Raw genomic sequence first — 22,690 nt, 5'->3', positions numbered from 1 at the left:
GTCAAAATATTACATAAATAAATCAATTATTTTCTTCACACCCGAATAATAAAAGCTACATTTGTTTTCACTAAGTTGTCAAAAAATGAATTAAAGAGATATGAAAACCTATTTTAAACTCCTGACCCTTGCATCTGTATGCTTCATGCCGGCCGTATTGCCTGCCGGTGAACCTCTTTCTGACGACGGGATCATCTCAAGACGCTCACCCATACAACAACCTTACGAGTATATAAACGGTGGTTCGCTGTTGGGGCCGACAGTCATCGACTCACCCGATCCGCTGGTAAATTATGTATGGGACAATCCTAAAGCGAGCGATCCGTTGCAGATTTTCATCACCCATCCACAGAGCGCCGTAGCCACATCCGGGGCCGACAACGTCAGCGGACTGACAACAATAAACAGCGAGACATGCGACATAGACGTCAAAGGCAACTGTGTCATCCGCTTCGATCTGGGCGCAGAACTGCCCGCATGGATTGAAATAGACAGTCCGGACATGAACGGTGAGGTGGAGCTTGGCATCAGTGAGTACAATGTTCCGGAGATTATCAACAAGACACGCACACCTGTCAAGTATGGCAACACATACAGACTGGAACTCAATTCCGAACTGTATGAAGGCGTAAGATATGGTTTCATTTATGTCAAAAACTTCAAGTCACCGTTTACGATAACATCCGTCCGCGCCGTCAGTCAGGTGAAACCGACAAACTATACAGGCTCGTTCGACTGTGACAATCCGCTGATAAACAAAATATGGTATGTGGGAGCATGGACCGTGAAAGCAAATCTTCGTGAGGACTGTTTCGGCGCAATACTCCTTGAAAGAGGCGACCGCTTCTCATGGACCGGCGACGCATGGCCTGCACAGGCAGCTTCACTCGTGGCATTTTCCAACTATGACGCAGTGTTGAAAAATCTACATTGGACTGACTCACACCCCAATAACATCGAGAGCTACGAACTGTATTGGGTTGAAAGCCTCATCGACTATTACATGCATTCCGGCGACACAGAAGGTTTCAAGAGTCTCATCCCCATGGCAGAGAAACGCCTAAGCCACGCCTGGAGCATTTTTGACAGTCCGTCAAACCTTGAGTTCTTCGGATGGGGAGAGCGCACCGGAAGAGGTTTCGACAATCCTAACATAAACGAAAACAAACTGGCATACAAGATGCTTGCCATCGGAGCATGGAAGCATTTTGCAAAAGCACTGAGAACAATAGGTGAGAACGACAAGGCCGACACCTACGACAAGTGGGCCAAGGCCAAGACAACTCTGTTCACAAAAATGCCCGGCAACATCGAAAACATGGGCATGCACTCTTCGGCCGACGCCATAAACGCCGACCTGCTTGCCGATCTTCAGGACCTCTACCACCCCGATTTCACAGATCGTCTGCAAAGACTCTCCTACTCGCCCTTCAACGAATACATGGTAATCAACGCCATGGCAAAGGCCGGACACTACGACGATGCGTTCGCGGCAATACTGGACGAATGGGGCGGACAGATAGAATACGGCGCCACATGCTTCCTCGAGGTGTACCGTCCGTGCTGGAACGATATTGTCGGAAAAAACGGACCGATACCATACACACAGACTACATACACCAGCCTTGCCCATCCATGGGGTTCGGGAGTCACCGCATGGCTCACAAGAGAGATGCTCGGCATCAAGCCGACATCACCGGGATTCAAGACGTTTGAGGTAAAACCGCATTTTGAAGGCGTGGCCACACGCGTGTCAGGACAGGTCAACACGCCCTACGGACCAATAAAAGCCAGCTTCAACATGAAAACAGGGCTCGACACTCTCACTGTTCCCGCAGGAACAAAAGCCATGCTGGCCATTCCCAAGGAAGACATGAAGATAGACAGGATAGAACTGAACGGAAAGGCCATCGGCACCATGTCCGAGGACGAAGACTTTGTATATATAGACAATCTCGCCGAAGGCACCCACTGCATCAGAGCATATTACTCCGGAGAATGCAGACAACTGCCTGACGAGGAGTTCAAGTATGTGATAACAGACATAAGAACCGATCACGAGACACAGGGCGAATGGTTCAAAAAATACGGCAAGGACGGCTACCTCATAGTGGGCGGCGGCCCGGAGAAACAGGATCTTGTGAAACTTCCCGACTACGTGGAATCAGTCACATTCGACTTCGGCAAAGAGACAATAGACCAGCATCGCTCGACAATCATCACTCCGATAGATCCCAAAGCGATGATTCCCGTATCGGACGAACCCGGTGCGCGCAAGGCGTTCGGATGCTATTTCTCAGGCGGAGTGCAGATGTGTCCGGCCGACATAAAGGTGAAACAGAACAGTCCGTACACCGTGGCAGTATATGTAGCCGACTGTGACAAAGGCGGACGTGAACTCATGATAGATCTCTTCGACATAGAGACAGGCCACATCATCGCACCTTCCACACACGTATCCGACCTCAACGGAGGTGTGTATTTTGTATTCACGTACGACAGGTCAGTGCGTATTCTCTGCAACAATCTTCGTGGCGACAATGCCGTAATCAACGCCATATACTTTGACAAAGGCCCTGTCAGCAGCGGCATCTCCAATCCTGAAACCGAGAAAGCCGACGACAGGATGTTCACCCTCTCCGGAATATCCGTCGACAAAGACAGTCTTGCTGATGGAATTTACATTTCTGACGGCAGAAAATTCATAGTAAGATAAGTCTCTCTGAGGGGAAAGAACCTGTATTCAGCGATATCCAACCCATCCGGTTGTGTTATATTACGACGTGCGTCCGCAACTCTATAAAGTTGCGGACGCACTTTTTTTATGTCATATTATTATGTCACCGTATTGCTTACAGATTGCCGCACACATTCCGTACGGCCTGTTCTGTCCGACGATCAGTTCATCTCACGTGTGAGCAGACTTTCAAGTTCCTCTGCAGAGAGGCGCAACCTGAAGTCGCCTTTTATCGCCACGGATATGCGGCCCGTCTCTTCTGACACCACCACAGCTATGGCATCACTGCCCTGCGATATGCCGAGTGCGGCACGGTGGCGCAGTCCCAGTTCCTTCGGTATGTCGTGGCTGTGCGACACTGGCAATATGCATCCGGCGGCACGGATACGTTTTTTCGAGATGATCATGGCTCCGTCGTGCAGCGGCGAGTTCTTGAAGAATATGTTTTCGATGAGTCTCTGGTTTATGTTGGCGTCTATCAGATCGCCCGTCTCCACGATGTCGTCGAGCCTGATGGTACGTTCTATCACAATGAGCGCACCGACCTTACCTCTCGCCATGTCGATACACGCCATCACAATAGGCATGATTGTCTCCTTGTCGGCCTCAGCATCCCTCGATGTTCCGCCCGAAGCAAAGAACCGGGTGATGATCTGGAAACGGCGGTGCGTGCCGAGTGTATAAAGAAACTTGCGTATCTCTTCCTGGAAAAGCACTATGAGACCGATGACACCGACGCTCACCAGCTTGTCCATAATAGAACCGAGAAGGCGCATCTCAAGCACCTGACTTACAAAGAGCCACACTATCACGAACACGATGATGCCGATGAACACATTGAGCGAACGGCTCTCCTTCATGAGGCGGTACACATAATAGAGTATCAGCGCCACAAGAACAATATCCACTACATCTTTTATTCCGAATTCAATCATTGCCGTTGATTATTGCCGTTAAACTGAAACTGATGATTATCCACACTATATGTCTACGCCGGAAGCATCCGTCCGCATGGCGCTTACGATCTTAACAGCCTCCACACACTCCCTGACATCGTGCACACGCAGTATAGATGCGCCCTTGAGAAGCGCAATGGTGTTGAGCACGGTGGTGCCGTTGAGCGCGCCCGAGGCGTCGGTCTGAAGCACACGCGATATCATGCTTTTGCGCGATATGCCCACAAGCAGCGGCAGACCGAGCTCATGCAGACGTTCCATTCCGTCCATTATGCGGTAGTTCTGCTCAAGCGTTTTGCCGAAGCCGAAGCCCGGATCGAGTATAACATCCTTCATGCCCAGGTCGCGCAACTGCTGTACCTCGGCCGCAAAAGCCTTCATCATGCTGTACAGGTCGGGCTTTACCGACATGAGGATGTAAGCCACACGCAGACGCGCTACAGTCTCAAACATGCTCTCCTCCTCGTGTATCGGGGTGTTGACAATACCCGTGATACCGCCTTCGGACACATCGTTTATGATGTCAGCACCGAACTCCTCAACACACATACGGGCCACTGTCGGTCTGTAAGTGTCCACAGAGAGTACGGCGTCAGGCTGTTCACGACGCACTATGGCGAGCGCACGGCGCAGGCGTTCGGTCTCCTCCTGTTCGCTCACCTCGTCGGCTCCGGGGCGTGTAGAGAACGCTCCCACATCAATTATGGTTCCGCCCTGCTCTATTATTTCGTTGGCTCTGACGGCTATCTCAGTCTCTGTCTGACGGCGACTGCCGGCAAAGAACGAGTCGGGCGTGGCATTTAGAATGCCCATCACCTGCGGCACCGACAGGTCGAGAAGCCTGCCACGGACATTTATCGTATGTTTCATATCGTGCATAAATCCTATTTTTCAGAAGACATCGCAGACGAACGAATGAGAACTTGCTCTCAAATTGCCGGGCTAAGCAATGTCTTATGCAAAGATAAAATAAAAATGTGAGATACAAATTAAATCGCAAAAAGATAGCGATAAATACATTCACTCACCGCCGGACGGGCGCTTTCGTCAGTCGCTGACGACAAAACTGCCCGACAGAGCGATGTCCTCGGCCGAGCGACCTATCATCACCGAGAACTCGCCCGGCTCGACAACACGCTGCATGGATGCGTTCCACAGCGCCAGTTCGTCGTAAGGAAGGTCAAAGGTAACGGTCTTCTGCTCACCCGTCTTCAGTTCTATCTTGTCAAAACCTTTCAGCATTTTCTGCGGTGTTGTCACCGAACTGACGCGGTCGTTCACATAAAGCTGCACCACCTCCTTGCCGTCGCGGCTGCCTGTATTGCGCACGTTTACGCTCACCCGAACAGTCTTTGCCGATGCGTTGTTGTCTATTTTGAGGTCGCTGTATTCGAACGTCGTGTAACTGAGTCCGTGTCCGAAGGCGAACAGCGGCGCGGGCGATGAGAACACATAGTCACGTCCCGGCTTTTCGGGAGTGCCCGGTTCGCGGTTTATGCCACGCGCACTTGGTTTATAATCGTATGTGACCGGCAGATGACCCACCGAACGGGGAACCGAACAATTGAGTCTTCCCGACGGATTGACATCGCCGAACAAGATGCCGGCTATGGCGTTTCCGCCCTGCTCTCCGGGATACCATGCCTCGAGAATTGCCGGAACGTGGTCCTTCTCCCAACCGATTGACCACGGACGTCCGTGCACCATGACGAGCACAACAGGCTTGCCCGTGGCGCAGACTGCCTGCAAAAGCTCGCGCTGTACGCCGGGAGGATCGAGACTGGTGAGGTCGTAACCCTCGCCCGACACAAACGGATCGCGCGGCTCATTCTCTCCAAGTCCGACGCCCCAGCCCAGACCTGAGAGTATGACACTAGTCTCGCCGAGCACCACTACAGCCACATCGCTCTTGCTTGCAGCCTCAACCGCCGCAGCAATGCCCGAACGGTCGCTGCCAGTGATGTTGCATCCCTTGGCATAGTTTATCTGCACACGGCTGCCGAGCCTGTCGCGCAGACCTTGCAATATGGTGACACCCGAGCGGTTGTCGCGTGTATAAGTATAGTCGCCATACTGCACCTGGTCGGCGTTCGGACCGATGACGGCCAGAGACTTCAGCTTCGAAGCGTCGAGCGGAAGCAGCGCGCTATCGTTCTTCAACAGTACAGCCGACTCCTGCGCTACCTCCAATGCCAGCGCCACATGCTCCGGACGGTGAACCACTTCAGACAGACGTTCCGGATCGGGATAAGGTTTATCGAACAGTCCCGCCATGAACTTGGCACGCAGTATACGTCTGACAGCAGTATCGATCTGCTCCTCCTTCACCTTGCCGGCTTTCACAAGATCGGACAAACGGGCGTAAGCATCGGGACGTGCGGCCTCAAGATCCACACCGGCATTGATGCCCATGACTGCCGCCTCAGACGCATCGGCTGCCACATGATGGAAGTTGTGCAACTGGCTCAGGCCTCCGTAATCGGTGAATATATATCCGCTGAAGCCCCACTCTCCGCGCAATACGTCGGTGAGCAACCAGCGGTTGCTGTGGGCAGGCATGCCGTCCACCTCATTATACGACGGCATCACGGCACACACATTGGCATCCTTCACCACTTTCTCGAACGGATACAGATGGAGAGTGCGCATCTCGCGCTCACCCAACGACGACGGAGCGAGATTTATTCCGCCTGCTGGCACACTGTAACCGGCGAAATGTTTGGCTGTGCACATCAGTTTGCCGGGAGCTATGCCGTGTACACGTGTGTATTCAGCCTTGCCCTGCATGCCCTCGACAAAGGCCACACCCATGCGCGCCACGAGGTAAGGGTCCTCGCCGTAACATTCCTCCGTACGCCCATAACGAGGTTCGCGGGCCAGATCGAACAGCGGCGACAGCGCCTGATCCACTCCCGATGCCGAAGCCTCAAGCGCTATGACCGAAGCCATACGCTCCACAAGTGCCGGATTCCACGTGCTTCCCTGCGCTATGGCTTGCGGAAAAATGGTGGCGCCCATTGCCAGTTGTCCGTGCAGACACTCGCCTATCTGAATGGGCGGTATGCCCAGACGTGTATTCTCACGTGCATAACATTTGGTTTCGGAAGACATGCGTGCAATCTCCTGTACACTGATGAAAGGACTCTCAACGACGCCTGCCCCGTGAGGCAACTGACGGTATTCGCCCATGCCGTTCATGTTCATCTGCGCTATCTTCTCCTCAAGAGTCATACGACCGAGAAGGTCTTCCACACGCTCGTCAATACTTGCATTGGGATCTTTGTATGTCTGTGCGTGCGACGCAACGGCAACAGACAGGCACACGGTTACGTGTACCGCAAAAGCTCTGAAATTCATTTTACGTTATTATGTCAAGATAAACTACATCGCAAAGATACGAAAAACGGGATGCAAAAAGGCAGAATAAATCCGTTTTTTTGCCTTCACGCGGAGCCGGTATGCACGAAAAGCAAGCCCGCAGGCAGCATAGCGGACTACCCTAACCTGTCACCCGTTTATGCAGAAAATATGCAACGGAAAATGCATAAAAAAGAGATGTCAACTTCACGAGAGTGCCGTCGGAATGAAGAAAAAACTTTCCGGTGGCAAATACGCGAATTTCTGGCAATATACGTAAACATCTGTCTGTCAACGATATAGTCTCAACCGGATTTTCAAACGCCCCGCAACGCGTTGCGAAAGAGCCTTTTATGCGTGGTGATATAGCCTCTTTTGCAGTGCGAAACAGTACATAATACACCTCAATACACACCGTTTCGACACATGAAAAAGCCTTTCCTGTAAACCGTAAATCAAAAATCCGACTCACATTGCATTTTTATTCATTTCTTATGCATAATTTTCCGACGTCGCATTTCTATTTTAAAAATTTCATCTGTCAAAATTTTTTACTTTTCAAATTGCATATTTATGCAGAAAACTGCATATCGCTGCACATCGCGAAGAAAAACGGAAAAGCATCACGGAAAAAGATTATTAAATGACATTTCCAATAATATTCGATTTCAAATATACATATTTTGAATATTTTTATTTATTTTTGCACATTATTATTACATACGCCCCATTATATGCGAATTTTGGAATAGCGATACCGACAATTCACAACAAGATTTATAAAACAAAAATACAAAACTTTTAAAATGACGAAGAAAAACATTAATGTTTTAGCTGCAATCGCAATGATAGCGACTGGGGCTTTCGTTGCAGGTGCGTGCACCGACAGCGATTATGACTTCAACAACATTGACAACACAGTGGGCATAGGCGGCGAACTGACCCTTCCGGGAAGTTCAACCGACACTATCAAACTGGCTGACGTGCTCGACCTCGACAACAGCGACTGCGTGAAAGTAAGGGACAACGGCGACTACGTGTTCGAACAGACGGGTGACGAGATCGAGGTTACGGAAATAAAGGTGGACGGATTCACCATTATGGAGAAACTCACAAGCGGACAGGCTTTTGTGATAGACCTCGAAAGCATGGCCAAAAAGAACGCCAAGGCCCATGCACGTACAAAATTCTCCAACACACAACGTATCAGGCGATTCGTATACGACGGCCACTCGGACGACGTAGTGGACCTCACACGTGTGAGCATCAATCCTGCGTCTATGGATCTCAGTGTGCATTTCCCACAAGGACTCAGCTCTGTCATGCCGACAATAGACAAGCTGCAGTTCTTCATGCCTGAATATATCGTCGTAGGAAGTGTGTCGGGCAACGGCAACGGAACGCTCTCACACAGCGGTACTGTCATAACTCTGACTGGCGTAAACACATCGCGCGACCTCTCACTGACAGTGACTACAGACGAGCTCGTTTTCTCTGCCGACAACATGGACAACGGTGAACTGACCATAGAGAACGGCGACATAACACTGACCGGCGACATAGACATGAGCCTGGAAGCAACACTCGACATAACAGGTACACCGTCGCAGACAAGATTCGAGATAAACAATACGTTCAACCTTGACACATTCAAGCCTGTGTCGGCCGTAGGCAAGTTCGATCCTTCAATCGATCTGAACAGCCTCGGAAACATCGAGATAAACGGCGTTCCGGAGTTTCTGACAGACGGCGACGTGCGAGCCGACCTCGACAATCCGCAGATAATGGTTGCAATAAATAACACAATGAATGCCACCGGACTGGTGAACGGCACAATCACAGCCACTAAAGACGGACGAAAAACCGCAAGCGTAACTGTACCACAGATGACCATACATCCGGCGACAACAACAAACATCTGTATATGTCGCAGAAAGACAGCTGAGATAGAGGCTGAATATGGCAGCAACGCATATGAGGTGCCGGAACTATCGACACTCATCGAGACAATACCGGACAACATAAGCTTCGACGCAGAGGCCATGGCCGACAAGACAAAAGAGAGCGAGTTCATGCTCGACCACACCTATACCATCGCACCGAAATACAGTGTAGAGGCGCCGATCGCATTTGCCGAGAACGCAAGCATTGTGTATAAAGACTCGATAGACGGATGGCACAAGGATCTGGAAGACTACGACCTGAGCGACGACGCGTGCATCACCGTAACGGCAAACATAGAGAACCGCGTACCGGCATATCTCACACTGACGGCCACACCAATCGACGAGAACGGCAACGACATCAGTACTGACGTGAACGTAGAGGTGTCCGGCACAGTCATAGCGTCGCCCGACGGCGAAGAGTCTGCCTATACACCGCTCACAATAAATATCACCAAGAAGACGGCCGACGCAATGAAGAAGATTGACGGTCTGCGTCTCACCATACAGGGCAAGGCAAAATCGGAAGACGGAACCGACAGCGTGACAGGAAAGACGCTCAACTCGAAGAAGCACTTCCTCATAGCACGCGATGTGAAAATAAAGGTAACAGGAAAAATTATAGCCGATTTCAATTAACAACACCAACAAGAACCATAAAATGAAAACAATATACAGAAACATACTGACGGCCGTTATCGTGATGATAGGATGCAGTGCTGCGGCACAGACTCTCAATTCGGCCTACTTCACCAACGACTACAAGTTCCGCCACACACTCAATCCGGCTCTGGGCAACGAGCAGAACTATTTCTCCATACCGGCAATGGGCAACATCAACATAAAGCTCAACGGCAACTTCGGATATCAGGATGTCATCATGCACAACCCAATGTATCCGTCGCAGAGCAACAAGAAAATGACAACATTCATGAACCCTTACATCTCAGCAGAGGACGCCCTGAGCGGTTTCAGCACCGGCAACAACCGCATAACAGGCGATGTCAGCCTGGCCATTCTGTCCGCAGGATTCAAGGCTTGGGGCGGTTACAACACCATAGAGATAAACTCCAAAAGCTCGCTGGGCATGTCGTTGCCATACGAACTGTTCGAGTTTGCGAAAAACACAGGCAACAAGACCTATAACATAGGCGACATAAATGCTCATGCACAGTCGTATGCGGAAATAGCACTTGGCCACTCACGCCAGATAAACGACAAACTGCGCCTGGGTGCGAAACTGAAAGTATTGGTGGGTCTGGCACGTGCCGACGTGAAGATGAAGAACATGAAGGCAGACCTCGCAGCCGAAGACAAATGGACCATAACGGGAGAAGCCACGGCGGACGTATCGATGAAAGGTTTCTCTTATGTGTCTGAGGAGAAGGAATACAACATTGAGGGCAGCGGAACATACGAACGTGTGAACGACGTAGACCTCGATGGTTTCGGCGTAGGCGGCTTCGGTATGGCCATAGACCTCGGCGGTGTGTACGAGATAAACGACGACTGGACAGTCAGCGCATCAGTACTCGACCTCGGATTCATCAACTGGACAAACGACATGGCGGCAGAGAACAGATCGAAGAGTTTCATCTTCAACGGCTTCCACGATGTGTCGGTGACATCTGACCGCGGCGAGGAAATCGACACAAAGGTTGACCGCTACGGCGATCAGCTGGCTGACTTCGCCAACCTTACCGACCTCGGCGATAAGGGCGGACGCACCACAGGTATTGGCGCGACAATCAATGTGGGCGCCGAATACACGCTGCCGGTATATCGCAAAGTTTCGTTCGGTGCGCTCTGCACCTCACGCATAAAAGGAGCATACTCTTGGACAGAAGGACGTCTGAGTGCCAACTATGCTCCGCTGAGCTGGCTCGACGGTGGCGTAAGCTTCGCTGTGAACTGCTTCACCACAAGCATGGGATGGGTACTCAACCTGCATCCGAAAGGCTATAACCTCTTCATCGGAATGGACCACATACTTGGTAAGACAAGCAAGGAAATGATTCCGCTGAGTTCGAACGCAAGCCTCACACTAGGAATGAGCGTTGTCTGGTAATCAGCGACAAGCAATACGGCAGACCGCCGCACACGACAAGGTTTGCCGAAACACATAAAAAAGCGGACACGCACGGCGCTCCGTCACCGCCACAACGCGGTATCTACGGTTTCGCCAGTGCGTGTCCGCTTTCTTTTTGAACATCCTTATGACGTCAGTATGCCGTCATAAGGATGTTTTCTATTTCTTCACAGTCTCAAGCATCAGTCTTACAGCTTCCTCAAGCTGCTTGTCCTCGCCTCCGAGCTGCTGCTCCGGTGTGTTGTATATCTCAACATCCGGCTTCAGTTCCTGATTCTCCAGATAGTGTCCCTGCATGTCTCTCACACCCACCTGAGGTATTCCGAACACAATCGAAGGATCAATCTGAGTCTCCCACCACACGGCCGTCATGGTGCCGGGAACAGGTGCTCCAACAAGTTTTCCTATACCAAGAGTCTTGTAAACCCACGGGAAGCCGTGCGCGTTGGAATAGTTATCCTCACAGACAAGCACACATGAGGGCTTGCACCATTTGTTGTAAGGATCACTGCCAATATACTGTCCACGCGGTGCGAACTGCTGATATTCCTTTCCACTGAGCAATGTGGCAAGGTCGTCGTGCAGCCATCCGCCACCGTTATGACGTGTATCTACTATCACAGCCTCCTTGTTGCGGCAACGGCCGAGCACTTCTGAGTAAACCTCGCGGAAGCTTTCGCTGTCCATACCCTTTACATGAACATAACCAACCTTGCCTCCTGACAGTTCGTCAACCTTCTTGCGGCAGTTCTCCACCCAGCGTTTGTAAAGCAGATTGCGCTGTGCTCCGTAGCTGATAGCCTTCACCAGCTGTTCGAAGTGTTTGCCTGTCGCCGGATCGTAAACCGACAACAGCACCTGCTTTCCGGCTTCTCCGGCCAACAGCGGATAATAGTCCTCGCCGGCTTTTATCTCCTTGTTGTTTATTTTCTCTATTATGCAGCCGTTCTTTATCTTAGAGTCGGCTTTGGTGAGAGGTCCGCCTGCTATCACCTCGACAATCTTCAGACCGTCGCCATCGTACGAGTTGTCATAGAAAGCGCCCAGACATGCCGTCTGCTGTGCAGCTCCACTGCCTCCGTAACGTGCACCGGTGTGTGAGCCATTAAGTTCGCCGAGCAGTTCGGAAAGCATCTCCTGGAAGTCGTAGTTGTTGTTGATGTAAGGCAGATAGCGCGAATATGTCTTCTTGTATCCTTCCCAATCAACTCCGTGGAGGTTCGGATCGTAGAACTTGTCCTTCACCTGTTGCCAAACATGATTGAATATATAGTCACGCTCTTTGGCCGGACGCAGATCAAATTCAGCTCTGAACGAGATGTTATTCACCTTGTTGCCGTTGGTCTGTATCTTCTTCATCTGTCCTCCGGAGCACAAGTATATGTTCTCACCCTTCTTGTCTTGAATCATGTTTCCGCCTCCGATACCTTTTATTATGAGCTTGGTGGAGTTCTCACGGAAGTTACGTTCCCACAGATCGTAGCCGCCTTCGAAAGCCGCGCAGTAATAGAGTTTGTCGCCCTTCGGTGTAAGCACAGCGTCACCCATGTTGGAAGAGTTGATCGTAAGACGCATGATTCTGTCGCGACGGTTTTCAAGATCGAAGGTGAGTTCCTTCTCCTTGTCGTCCTTCTTGTCCTTTTTGTCTTTCTTTTTCTTGCTATCCTTCTTCTTGTCGCCGTCGTCTTTCTTCTCTTCATCGCCGTCCTTCTTCTCATCAGAATCCTTGTTCATGTCTTCCTCAAGGGCGAGTTCTTCCTTGTTCAGACGGAATTTGTCGTAGGCTTCGGCATCGAAGAACATGATGTAAGTATCAGACTCAGCACCCCAGCTGCCATGACTGCGATAGCCTGCACGGTCTGACGACCATATCATAGCCTTGCCGTCGAGCACCCATTTCGGATTTCCATCACTGTATCCACTTTCTGTCAGATTGGTAATCTGGCCGCTTCCGTCGGCCTTGACAAGCGCGATGTCAGTGTTGTTCCATCCTCCCACGCCGATGTAAGAAGTAAGGAACCACTTGCTGTCGGGCGACCACTGGTAGTTCTGGTCACCGTCACTATATGAATAATTGAATTTTCCGTCGAGCACTGTGCGCACTTTTCTGCTCTTGAGATTTATCACCCGTAGCGTCGTACGGTCTTCGAGGAATGCCACTTCCTTGCCGTCAGGCGAATATTCCGGCTGGAACGACGGTTTGTCGCTTACCACAAGGGGCTCTTCCTTCAGTTCCTGCGCATAGGTGAAATACTTGTCTTCCTTGCGCACAAGGCTGCTCTGATATATTCCCCAGACACTGTCGCGCTCGGCAGAATATACGAGCGAGCGACCATCGGGGCTGAAGTTGACGTTGCGTTCCTGCTGCGGTGTATTGGTTACCTGGCGTGTCGTCTCATAATCCACAGACGTAACATACACGTCGCCACGCACAATGAACGCCACTTCCTTACCATTTGGCGACACGGCCATGTCGGTTGCTCCGCTCCAGAAAGTGCGGTTCAGCACATCACTCTCCACGCGATCGGTCACAATCTCCACCTTTACTTTCGACGGCTGGGCACCTTCGCGCATTGTATATATTTCTCCGTCGTAACCGTAACACAGCGTTCCATTGTCTGCAACAGTGAGGAAGCGCACCGGATTCTTAGTGTGATGAGTGAGCTGTGTGCGGTTTTCGCCGGCCAGATCACTCTTATAGACATTGAAACTGCCATTCTGTTCGCTCAGATAATAAAACGAATTGCCGTCCGGCGCCCACACAGGATTGCGGTCTTCACCACGGAACGATGTCAATTTCTGATAAGTACGGGTCGGTCCGAGGGTGCAAAGCCATATATCGCGGGTGATGGACGACTGATGATGCTTGCGCCAGTTGTCCTCATAACCTTTCATATCATGATAAAGAAGTTTGTCGCCCGCCTTGTTCAAAGAGAGGTCCTGCATGACCATCGACGAGAACATTACCGGACGACCACCATGAGTCGACACGCTGTAAATCTGGGAGAACTGACCGCTCGGGAACTGAATGTCCTTATAATCCTGCTGTATCGATGCCGCAAAAAGCACGTGTGTACTGTCAGCAAACGCCACTGGGACTTCATTGGTTGAGTGAGTGGTGAGTCTTATTGGCGCACCACCGTAACGGCTCATGATGAAAACGTCGAATCCACCATTACGGTCGGATGCAAACGCAATCTGCCGGCCGTCGGGCGACCACACGGGACGTGTGTCGTGGGCCGGATTGGTTGTGAGTTGCGTTGCGCGGCCTCCGTCCACAGGAACTGTGAATATGTCGCCGCAATAAGAGAATGCGATGGTCGTCCCATCGGGCGAAATGGCAGGATAGCGCATCCATAACGGACCATCCTGAGCCTGTGCCGCACCGGTGGCAAACAGCACCGATGCCATTAGCAAAAGTTTTTTCATACCGTATATTGTTTAGAATGTTGTTATTTTCCACATTATCCGCCGGTGCAGTCATGACTCCGGCTGAAGATACGCATGAGCGGAGCACATAATTATGCCGGCACGTCCGACATATATAAAACAACTGTCATGCCTTTCAAGTGACAGCAAATATACACATTTTTTCCCTTTGTACAGTCATCTGTAAGCACTTTTCGTCATATAGCCACCACTTTGTACAACAAAGGATAGAAGCATTGGACAACACAGCAAAGCGGCGGCCGACACACGGAGAGAAACACTACAAGGCACAGGACGGCTGCCGGAGCGACGCACATAAACAGCTGCCGGCAAACACACGAGGCCAAAATGTTCGACCAAAAGCATGCTTAATCCGAACATTTTGTGTAAGTTTGCACTGCATTTTTTCTATAATAACAGATAAGTCATGGAAATAGAACATCTGTACAAATTATTCTCAGAACATCAGGTTGTCACAACCGACAGCCGCGACTGCCCCGAAGGCTCAATTTTCTTCGCCCTGAAGGGAGAATCATTCGACGGAAACAAGTTTGCCGAAACCGCCCTGCAGAAGGGTTGCTCGTACGCAGTGATAGACGAACCGGAGTATGCCCGCGACGACAGATACATCGTCGTGGACGACGCGCTGGCCACACTCAAGCTGCTGGCACGCCACCATCGCCGCCAGTTCGACATCCCCGTGATAGGCATAACGGGCACTAACGGCAAGACAACGACCAAGGAACTCGTGGCAGCAGTGCTGTCAAAGAAATACAACGTGCTCTACACGCAGGGCAACTTCAACAACGACATAGGCGTGCCGAAGACTTTGCTGCGACTGAAGAAGGAACACGAGATAGCCGTCATAGAGATGGGCGCGAGCCATCCCGGCGACATAAAAACACTAGTAGAGACCGTGGAGCCCGACTACGGACTGATAACCAACGTGGGAAAAGCCCATCTGCAGGGTTTCGGCTCGTTCGAAGGAGTAGTCAAGACAAAGGGAGAACTGTACGACTTCCTGCGCCAGCGCAACGGATCAAAGGTGTTCATCGACGCCGGCAACGAGCATCTGGCAGGCATATCCGAAGGTCTCGACCTCATAAAATACGCATGCTCACCTATGGACGGACTATATGTAGAAGGCGAGGTGACGTCGTGCGCACCGCTGCTCTGCTTCAGATGGCACAGCGCGGAAGGTCCGTGGCATGAGGTGGCGACGCATCTTATCGGTACTTACAACCTTTGCAACATGCTCGCTGCAGCAAGCATCGGACTGTATTTCGGCGTGAGCGAGGACGCCGTGAGCGAGGCACTGGCAGGATATATTCCAAGCAACAACCGCTCACAACTCGAAAATACGGAGCACAATAAGCTGATTGTGGATGCCTACAACGCCAACCCAACGAGCATGGCAGCCGCAATACAGAATTTCCGCGACATGCAGGTAAGTCCCAAGATGGCCATTCTCGGCGACATGAGAGAGCTGGGCGACTCGTCGGAAGAAGAACACCAGAAGGTGGCCGACATGCTGAAGAGCGCCGGGCTCGACACCGTATGGCTCGTAGGCGAGGAGTTCGGCAAGACACAATGTGACTTCCGCAAGTTTGCCAACGCCGACGAAGTGAAAGAAGAACTGAGCAAGAACAGGCCCGAAGGCCAGTACATACTGATAAAAGGAAGCAACGGAATGAAGCTATATCAGCTTCCCGAACTGCTGTAAGAACGTCTGAACCGCAGCCACATCATCACCCCGGCTGCGGTCAGCCCGAACGGGAACGCCATCCAGATGCCTACAAGTCCCATGCCGAGAACGAATCCACAGAAATAGCCTACGGGCAGCGACACGACGAAATAGGCTATGAAGGCTATGACCATGAGAAACTTGACGTCGGACGTTCCGCGCAAAGCATTGGCGAAGGTAATCTGAAGTCCGTCGCCAAACTGATATATAAGAAACGGAACCATGAGCGACACCACCGACGAAGCTACGGCCTCACTGTCGGTGAACCAACCGCCAAGATGATGGCGCAGACTGAACACAACAGCCGACAAAACAATCTCCAAAGCAAGCATAAGACGGAAACCGGCACCCACAGCAAGGCGTACGCCCTCACGGTCGTGCTGTCCATGGAAACTGCTTACACGTATGGCGACGGCCGCTCCGAGGCCGTAGTAAATCATGAACGTGAACTGCGAGATGGTGAGCATCACCTGATGTGACGCCAGAGCCACTGTGCCAAGCCATCCCACCATGACCACACTCAGGCTGAACGAGGCCGTCTCCATGCCCATCTGCAACGCTACAGGCCAGCCGAGAGCATTGAGACGCCTAACCAACCCGCGCGACCAGCCCAGCCCTATGAAGCCCGCACGATAGCGGCGGTAGCGGCGCGAGCGCGCAAAGATGACCATGAAAACCACCACCATCATTATTCTTGAGAACAGGGTGCTTATACCTGCACCCAGCAGACCAAGCTCAGGAAAGCCCATCTTGCCGTATATGAGCAGATAGTTGCCGACGATGTTGAGCATGTTGCCGCCGAGCAGAATCCACATAGACACACGTGTGTCGGTGATGCCGTCGGCAAACTGCTTGAAGGCATTGAAGAGCATGACAAACAGCAGCGACACCAGAAGTACGAGGAAGTAAGGCCGTATGAGCGGCAAAAGTTCCTCGGGCTGTCCCATGCGCCCCACATTGAAATAGACCACCAGCATGAGTGCCGACATGAGCACGGCCACAATGGCATTTGACAACAGACTGCAGCGCAGAGCCTGACCGGCCTGTGCTCTGTGACCTGTGCCGAAAAGAGCACCTACAACGGGCGTGAGTCCGTAAGAGAAGCCCGTACCGAAAATGATGACCATGTTCATGATGTTGTTCACAAACGAGGCCGCACCCAGATCCACCGTACTGTGATGGCCCACCATCATAGTGTCGGCAAATCCGAGAACAATAACTCCAAGCTGCCCGATCATTATGGGCAACCCAACTGACAGCAGCGACTTATAGTGCTGCATGTACTTAGCGTCTGTAAGATTCATCGTCTGTCATTGTACGTGCCTGCGTCCGGCGCATTGCGCCACATGTAGTGCCGTGCGGCAGCCGTTGCCTCATACGTCTTTCACCAGAAGCGGTTGGCGGCGGAATCATATTCAAACCCCACCGTAGCGAGCTTGCAAAGGATGGCCTTTTTGTCTACATCCATGTCCTCACACAGACTGTCGAGCGACTCGTAACAGTCTCTCAGTTTCATGTTGATGACGCTGAACAGCATCATCGGATCTTCAGGCAGATTCATAATAATAACAATTCTATATATTCAACCGCAGCGCCCCGGTCCGTCCGGGCGGAGACGCCGCATTCCTGTTTGCTGATGCAAAGATTGCGCAAACGAGCGGAAAGAAAACTTGTTTTCAGTTTCCCGAGTGCAGCTAATCTTATGCAAAGATTATGCAAACGAGCGGAAAGAAAACTCGTTCTCAGTTTCCCGAGTGCAGCTAATCTTATGCAAAGATACAACAAAAACACCATTCAGTTCGTCCGATTACTTTTTTTCTTGTATATTTGCGTATGACATTGCCCGCCTCAAAGGCCGTTTTCCACACCTGCAAACAGCACGCGGACGGGCTCTTAACAAGGAATAAAAAAACAAAAAGAATAGAATATGGACATTGACAACATTCTCGAACTGAGCCTTTTCGGCATAACCGTGCGCGCGGTGCTGCGATTCTGCATCAAGGCGGCCTTAATCTATCTGTTCGTACGCGTAGTGACAACTCTTGTGAAATACTTCTTCAACCGCTCGCTGAAGAAACAGGGACGCCTTGTGGCGCTCGATGAGACCAAGCGGGGATTCATCCGTCAGATGGTGGTTGCGGCGGTATACATCATAGGATGTGCGGCCTTTCTGTCGCTCATTCCAGGCATGGAGAAGATAAGCAACTCCATTCTGGCCAGTGCCGGTATCATGGCCATGGCCGTAGGTCTTGCTTCGCAGGAGGCGCTATCGAACATAGTGGGTGGAATGTTCATCGTCTTCTCGCGACCGTTTAAGGTGGGCGACTTCATCAAGGTGGATGACATCGTGGTCGGAACTGTGATGGAGATAACACTCCGACACACCGTCATACGCAACGCCGAGAACAGAATGATACTCATACCGAACAGCAAGATGAGCTCAAGCACCATAGTCAATTCGTCGTTCGGCGAGGAAGTGACATGTGCCTTCGTGGAGGTGGGAGTGTCATATACCACCGACCTCAACTTTGCCATGGATGTGATGCGCGACGAGATAATGCACCACCCCATGCTGACCGACCACCGTACAGAGAAGGAAAAGGCCGACGGAGTGCCCGAAGTGGTGATAAGAGTAATAAACCTCGGCGACTCGGCCATCACGCTGAGAGCATGGGCATGGGCGGCAACGCCGGGCAATGCGTTCGCAATGAAGTGCGATCTGCTGAAGTCGATAAAGGAACGGTTCGACAAGGAGAACATAGAGATACCTTATCCATACTTCAATCAGATTGTGATGAACCAGAAAGCCTGAGAGCATGTAAGGCCGAAGAAAAACGTGTTCCCGTTCCGCAAATGTGGAGCGGGAATATGTTTTTTATATCCCATGGCGCATCCGCAACCTCATGCAGCTGCTTCTTGAAGCAAGAAATAAAGGCAAGAGAAACGCCACGGCGGCTTCTGCATAATTATGCAGAAACTGTGACACGGATGAATATTTATACATCGTCAACCTCACGAGAATCGCGCAGAGCCGGACAAGAGTGCAGTCGGTTGCGTACACGCGATTCTCAGAGACTTAACACAACACATTGTCAATCAGCCATTTACACCCACCAGCCTCATCAAGGTGCCGATATGGTTCTGCGGAACAGCCTGTTTTACGGTGTGAAACAGCCTGTTTTGCACCGTAAAACGGTATTAATTGGCCCATGAAAAACTCCAAACCGGAAGACAAAACAGGCTCTTCTGTAAGCTCACAAGCACAGAAGCATCATTTCATACGCTCTCCATCGTCATCCGGAAAACCGTCCGTCGCGCGATATGATGCTTTTCGGCGGGTTGCGTTTTTCTATTTTGCAAATTTATTTTGTCAAAATTTTTTACTTTCAAAATTGCATAATTATGCAGTTCCCGCCAGATATTGCGTTTTTCGTAAAGAACATTCTGAGGCTGCGACAGTGCACATCACATCACGCAGCCTCAACAAAAAAGTGCCCGGCAGACGCATAAGTGCGTCGCCGGGCGCCGGTGTTCACGACGGGTAAATGTCGTTATCGCTTTTTTATTCCATCACAATCTTTTTTGCGTCACCCTCCTTGTCTGTCACGATGTTCAGTCCCTTGGCAGGCGAAGACAGCTTGACGCCGCTCATGTTGTAATAAGACATCGGTTCGAAATCCTTGTCTGTTACAGCTGATGTGATGCCTGTAGAAGGCACCTTATTCTTGTCGAAGTTGTCCATAAGCACTTTCATCCAGTGTCCACCTACAACCGAACGGGCCTTGAAGTTGATTCTTGTGGCGGTCTTTGTGTTGTAATAGTCACACACCGGCACACGAGACGGAGTCTCGTTGATGTACTTGTAGAGCGGAGCAAGGAATCTCTGGAAGTCCTCATCGGTGTCGGCCATGGCGGCAGTCCACATTATCCAGTCGGTCTTAGACTGGTCGCTGCGGCTGTCGAGCGGCAAACCGTAGGTGTTCTGCTTTCTTGGATAATATGCCATCTCACGCTTCATGGCGTTGTTCGGGAAGAGATTCAGTCCCCAGAGTTTGTCCCACACCATGTTGTACTTCTGGCTCCATGTTCCTGTCTTGTCGAGTGTCAGACCGTAATGATCGCCGTCGCGTGCGTCTTTCTCCCATATTTCGGCCATCTCTCTTGCTTTGGCCATATACTTGTCGGCGGTCTCTATGTCGCCCTTCATGCGTGCCATCTCTGCAAATCCGGCAACACCCATGATAGCCTTTACAGAAAGGTTGGCGTTGTGTGCGAGGTGTCCAGCGAAGTCATCAGTACAGAGCTGGTTCTCCGGATCCTGTCCGTTTTCAGCGAGATAGTCGGCCCACTGCTTCACTGTGTCCCAATACTGGTCAGCGAAAGATGTGTTGCCGTCGAGCATGGATATCATTGCGCAGAGCGTAATCATGTTTCCGGACTCCTCAAGAGGCATGTTTCCGGCAAAACCTCCGTCAGCATCAGGGCTTGTGATTGAGTAACGCTGGCCGTTGGCGTGCGGATAGATACCAAGATCATGGGCAGCGAAGGGGAAGTTCCAGCGGTCTGAGCGACAGTACTCGAATATACTGCGCATCATCGCCTTCTGCAGTTCGGGATTGTAGAGGAAGAAGATAGGTGACTCAGGATAAGTCAGATCGACTGTGTTTACGAATCCTCCGGAGTTGTTTTCCTTTGAGAAGAAGTAGAGATTGCCGTTAGGACCTTCAAACAGTTTGTGGGCAGCGATGCAGTGACGGTATGTTCCGGAAAGTATCTCAGCATACATTTTATCGCCGGAAGCGAATGCATCGTCATATATGCGCTTGTCAAGTTCGCGGCAACGTTTCATTATGTCGGTGTAGTTATCGCGCAGTTCCTCAAACGCCTGATAGATGGTCTTGCCGTTGCGTGCCCAGTATCCCTTGTAGCGCTGGTTCATATATTCGATGTCCCAAACCTCATCATAACCTATCATAGCGAAGTTTGAGCCGGTCTTTATCTTACCGAAGTCGTAGGTGAAAGCAAGTGTCGGGTTCTTTGACTGCTTTGTGCTGGCTACAGAAATCTTGGTGCGCGGCAGCTTGCCTTCGTTTGCAAACACGCTCTCAACCTCAAGTGTGGAAGCCAGACTCACTGTTCCGTTGATCTGTGGCAGATATACAAATCCCCAGTCAATACATATACCGTCTGAACCTTTGGCCAGAACCGGCTGCTCGGTTGTTCCTGCACAGATGTACTTAATGCCGTTCTCTGACTTGAGCGACGACAGTGTGGCCTGGTTTGAAGTGTTCACTGCAAGTTCCGGAGAAGTCGCAAGATAGAACTGCACGTCGTGTTCCTTACCGTCGTTTGAACGTACCTGGTATGAAATGTAGTTGATTGGAGTTGACAGAAGATCGAGATTGTCGATGAGCATCGGAGCTGTGAACACAACATCGAGCATCACCGGACCACATTCGAAGGTGTAGTATGTGTTTGTGGCAAGCACATCTACCGACTTCTGCACGGCTTTCTTTATGTCAGGATTCTCTGTCTTTGAGTTTACAAACAGTCCGTAGTCGAGATAAGCACCGCCGGTAGTGTTGTGACAGTGTGCGGCAATTACGTTCTCGCCCTCCTTGAGAAAGCCCTTCATAGTGTCTGTCAGACGGGTTGTCTCGCCCTGAAGCCATGTCTCGCCTGTGCTTACCACACGGTGACCGTTGATGTAAAGTTCGAACACATCATCGTGAGAGAAAACCACATAAAGGTCTTTCGCGATGTCAGAAGCCTTAAGATTGACTGTACGGCGTACATAAACATCACTGTTTGCATCTTCCCACGGTGTGTTCACATGAGGATATTCCTTTGCTGTACCGAACGCACCTTTCTTTGTTTCCCAGCTGCTGTCGTCGAAATCGGGAGCTGTCCAGCCTGTGCCGGTCTGCTTCTTTGTCGTAGCTTTTGCCTCCCAGGCTTCCTCGTCAGCCATAGGCAGGAGTGTCTGATCGAGCACATACTCGCGCTCAACTCCCATGAAACGATAGGTCACACCGTCGACACGGAGCATACCATCAATAGGTTTCTCGTCGTCGGTCCAGTGACAAGTGTTGCCCGCGTTAAGTTCATCGCAAGGCGACCAGAACGAAACGTAAGGGTCGTTTACGAAGATAGGCACCGAAGGAAGGCGCAGGTCTATCGTCTTGTACGGTTCAAAAAACTCCGGAGTCTGTGCCCCGGCTGACAGTGTAACGGCCATCACAGCCGCAAGCGTCATGATTTTCTTCATAAAATTAATGTTGATCTATATATAAAAAAATTTATAATAAGCTTGTACAATAATATAAAAGCCACCCGGCTTTCATTTTTCAGAAAACCGGGCGGTCTGTCATCATAATGTCAATATCATTTCACAATGAGTTTCCTCACCGTACCGTCAGAATACTTAACGATGTT

Annotated in this window: 12 protein-coding genes; 5 read left to right on the top strand and 7 right to left on the bottom strand. The window is 50.9% G+C overall.

Translation table 11 applies throughout. The features are described 5' to 3' along the window. Nucleotides 1–100 precede the first annotated feature (100 nt). On the top strand, nucleotides 101–2,716 hold the full coding sequence (locus WKT13_RS11520; RefSeq protein ID WP_340323984.1) for an alpha-L-rhamnosidase C-terminal domain-containing protein: 2,616 nt from the start codon (nucleotides 101–103) through the stop codon (nucleotides 2,714–2,716). 182 nt (nucleotides 2,717–2,898) lie between these two features. Here the strand turns inward: WKT13_RS11520 and cdaA are convergent, their stop codons facing one another. The 3 genes from cdaA to WKT13_RS11505 form a co-directional block, all read right to left on the bottom strand. After that, nucleotides 2,899–3,672 (bottom strand): diadenylate cyclase CdaA, encoded by a 774-nt coding sequence (cdaA, locus tag WKT13_RS11515; RefSeq protein ID WP_298617575.1) that lies wholly within the window; start codon nucleotides 3,670–3,672, stop codon nucleotides 2,899–2,901. Nucleotides 3,673–3,717: 45 nt separating this feature from the next. Beyond that, entirely contained in the window at nucleotides 3,718–4,563 is an 846-nt protein-coding gene (gene folP, locus WKT13_RS11510) for a dihydropteroate synthase (protein ID WP_445323601.1), read from the bottom strand. A 177-nt stretch (nucleotides 4,564–4,740) separates the two neighbouring features. Beyond that, nucleotides 4,741–7,050 carry a glycoside hydrolase family 3 N-terminal domain-containing protein gene (locus WKT13_RS11505; protein ID WP_340323982.1) on the bottom strand — a complete coding sequence of 770 codons (2,310 nt, stop codon included), beginning with the start codon at nucleotides 7,048–7,050 and terminating at the stop codon, nucleotides 4,741–4,743. A gap of 806 nt (nucleotides 7,051–7,856) precedes the next feature. Here WKT13_RS11505 and WKT13_RS11500 point away from each other — a divergent pair. Beyond that, nucleotides 7,857–9,632, top strand: coding sequence for a hypothetical protein (locus WKT13_RS11500; RefSeq protein WP_340323981.1), 1,776 nt, complete (start codon nucleotides 7,857–7,859; stop codon nucleotides 9,630–9,632). 22 nt (nucleotides 9,633–9,654) lie between these two features. After that, nucleotides 9,655–11,061: a DUF5723 family protein gene (locus WKT13_RS11495; RefSeq protein ID WP_340323980.1), complete on the top strand. Its 1,407-nt coding sequence runs from the start codon at nucleotides 9,655–9,657 to the stop codon at nucleotides 11,059–11,061. Nucleotides 11,062–11,241: 180 nt separating this feature from the next. Here the strand turns inward: WKT13_RS11495 and WKT13_RS11490 are convergent, their stop codons facing one another. Beyond that, on the bottom strand, nucleotides 11,242–14,511 hold the full coding sequence (locus tag WKT13_RS11490; RefSeq protein ID WP_340323979.1) for a S41 family peptidase: 3,270 nt from the start codon (nucleotides 14,509–14,511) through the stop codon (nucleotides 11,242–11,244). Nucleotides 14,512–14,938: 427 nt separating this feature from the next. Here WKT13_RS11490 and WKT13_RS11485 point away from each other — a divergent pair, with 427 nt between their 5' ends. Next, nucleotides 14,939–16,234 (top strand): UDP-N-acetylmuramoyl-tripeptide--D-alanyl-D-alanine ligase, encoded by a 1,296-nt coding sequence (locus tag WKT13_RS11485; RefSeq protein ID WP_340323978.1) that lies wholly within the window; start codon nucleotides 14,939–14,941, stop codon nucleotides 16,232–16,234. Here the strand turns inward: WKT13_RS11485 and WKT13_RS11480 are convergent. Both WKT13_RS11480 and WKT13_RS11475 read right to left on the bottom strand, forming a co-directional pair. After that, entirely contained in the window at nucleotides 16,213–17,559 is a 1,347-nt protein-coding gene (locus WKT13_RS11480) for an MATE family efflux transporter (RefSeq protein WP_340323977.1), read from the bottom strand. The two genes, WKT13_RS11485 and WKT13_RS11480, sit on opposite strands and share 22 nt — an antisense overlap. A gap of 80 nt (nucleotides 17,560–17,639) precedes the next feature. Beyond that, entirely contained in the window at nucleotides 17,640–17,816 is a 177-nt protein-coding gene (locus tag WKT13_RS11475; RefSeq protein ID WP_298621172.1) for a DUF4250 domain-containing protein, read from the bottom strand. A gap of 366 nt (nucleotides 17,817–18,182) precedes the next feature. Here WKT13_RS11475 and WKT13_RS11470 point away from each other — a divergent pair, with 366 nt between their 5' ends. Further along, nucleotides 18,183–19,067, top strand: coding sequence for a mechanosensitive ion channel family protein (locus tag WKT13_RS11470; RefSeq protein ID WP_340323976.1), 885 nt, complete (start codon nucleotides 18,183–18,185; stop codon nucleotides 19,065–19,067). Nucleotides 19,068–19,817: 750 nt separating this feature from the next. Here the strand turns inward: WKT13_RS11470 and WKT13_RS11465 are convergent. After that, complete coding sequence (locus WKT13_RS11465) at nucleotides 19,818–22,523, bottom strand: glutaminase family protein (RefSeq protein ID WP_340323975.1); 2,706 nt, start codon at nucleotides 22,521–22,523, stop codon at nucleotides 19,818–19,820. Between the last annotated feature and the right edge of the window lie 167 nt (nucleotides 22,524–22,690).

The sequence above is a fragment of the Prevotella sp. HCN-7019 genome, from assembly GCF_037890215.1.
GTDB lineage: Bacteria > Bacteroidota > Bacteroidia > Bacteroidales > Bacteroidaceae > Prevotella.
This window is presented reverse-complemented; position numbering and strand designations above follow the sequence as displayed.

Bases quoted from the DNA above. Each gene is read 5' to 3' on its own strand.
- cdaA (WP_298617575.1), bottom strand. From the start codon at position 3,672: ATGATTGAATTCGGAATAAAAGATGTAGTGGATATTGTTCTTGTGGCG.
- WKT13_RS11500 (WP_340323981.1), top strand. From the start codon at position 7,857: ATGACGAAGAAAAACATTAATGTTTTAGCTGCAATCGCAATGATAGCG.
- WKT13_RS11505 (WP_340323982.1), bottom strand. From the start codon at position 7,050: ATGAATTTCAGAGCTTTTGCGGTACACGTAACCGTGTGCCTGTCTGTT.
- WKT13_RS11490 (WP_340323979.1), bottom strand. From the start codon at position 14,511: ATGAAAAAACTTTTGCTAATGGCATCGGTGCTGTTTGCCACCGGTGCG.
- WKT13_RS11470 (WP_340323976.1), top strand. From the start codon at position 18,183: ATGGACATTGACAACATTCTCGAACTGAGCCTTTTCGGCATAACCGTG.
- folP (WP_445323601.1), bottom strand. From the start codon at position 4,563: ATGAAACATACGATAAATGTCCGTGGCAGGCTTCTCGACCTGTCGGTG.
- WKT13_RS11520 (WP_340323984.1), top strand. From the start codon at position 101: ATGAAAACCTATTTTAAACTCCTGACCCTTGCATCTGTATGCTTCATG.
- WKT13_RS11475 (WP_298621172.1), bottom strand. From the start codon at position 17,816: ATGAATCTGCCTGAAGATCCGATGATGCTGTTCAGCGTCATCAACATG.
- WKT13_RS11465 (WP_340323975.1), bottom strand. From the start codon at position 22,523: ATGAAGAAAATCATGACGCTTGCGGCTGTGATGGCCGTTACACTGTCA.
- WKT13_RS11480 (WP_340323977.1), bottom strand. From the start codon at position 17,559: ATGAATCTTACAGACGCTAAGTACATGCAGCACTATAAGTCGCTGCTG.
- WKT13_RS11495 (WP_340323980.1), top strand. From the start codon at position 9,655: ATGAAAACAATATACAGAAACATACTGACGGCCGTTATCGTGATGATA.
- WKT13_RS11485 (WP_340323978.1), top strand. From the start codon at position 14,939: ATGGAAATAGAACATCTGTACAAATTATTCTCAGAACATCAGGTTGTC.